At 60.2% G+C, this 871-nt stretch carries 1 protein-coding gene; it reads left to right on the top strand.

Going from position 1 to position 871, the window contains the following annotated elements; translation table 11 throughout:
• Positions 1–871 (top strand): condensation domain-containing protein (locus ACSR9A_RS02715; RefSeq protein ID WP_473755471.1); only part of this gene is annotated, 871 nt, incomplete at both ends.

The raw sequence follows: 871 nt of genomic DNA, 5'->3' as shown, positions 1-871 counted from the left end.
GCGACCCATCATGACGCGCTGCGGATGACGCTGACGCAGACCGAGGAAGGCAGCTATGTCGCTTGGAACCGGAAGGTGGCGGACGGTGAGCTTTACAGGTTGGACGTTTTCGATTTCCGGGGTGAGCCCGGATGGAGCGAAAAGGTCGAAGCCGCTGCTGCGGAGCTGCAAGGCAGCATTTCGCTAGCGAGCGGCCCGCTCATGCGGTTGGGCTTGTTCCAGTGTGAGGATGGGGATCATTTGCTCCTCGTCATTCATCACTGGGTCGTGGACGGGGTGTCTTGGCGAATTCTGTTCGAAGATTTTGCCACTGCTTACGAGCAAGCGGTACAAGGGAAAGACATCCGGCTGCCGCAGAAAACGGACGCATTCCAGACGTGGGCGCAGCAATGGAGCGCTTATGCAGGAAGTCCGGCGATGGAGGCGCAGCGTGCGTACTGGAAACGGATCGTAGAGCTGGCGGTTCCGCCGCTGCCCAAGGATTACGACTCAGTAGCTTCAGAAGCCACCACGCTAGCAGCTAGCCAAACGCTGGCCGTGGAGTGGTCGCAAGTCCAGACGCAGCAACTGTTGAAAGAAGCGCACCGCGCCTACGGAACGGAGATTAATGACTTGCTGCTCACCGCGCTGGCGCTGGCGGTTCAGTCGTGGAGCGGTATGGGGCGTGTGGGGATCATGCTGGAAGGACATGGCAGGGAAACGATCCTCCCGGATGTGGATGTCAGCCGGACGGTCGGCTGGTTCACGAGCGCGTACCCGGTGGTGCTGGAGATGAAGCCAGAGATGAGCTTGTCGCAGCAGATCAAGCGAGTGAAGGAAACGCTGCGAGCGATCCCGGACAAAGGGGTCGGCTACGGCCTCCTGCGTTATG

This window comes from Paenibacillus sp. R-74696, assembly GCF_055814915.1.
Note: the sequence above shows the minus strand (reverse complement) of the source record. Positions and strands in the feature narration are given on the sequence as shown.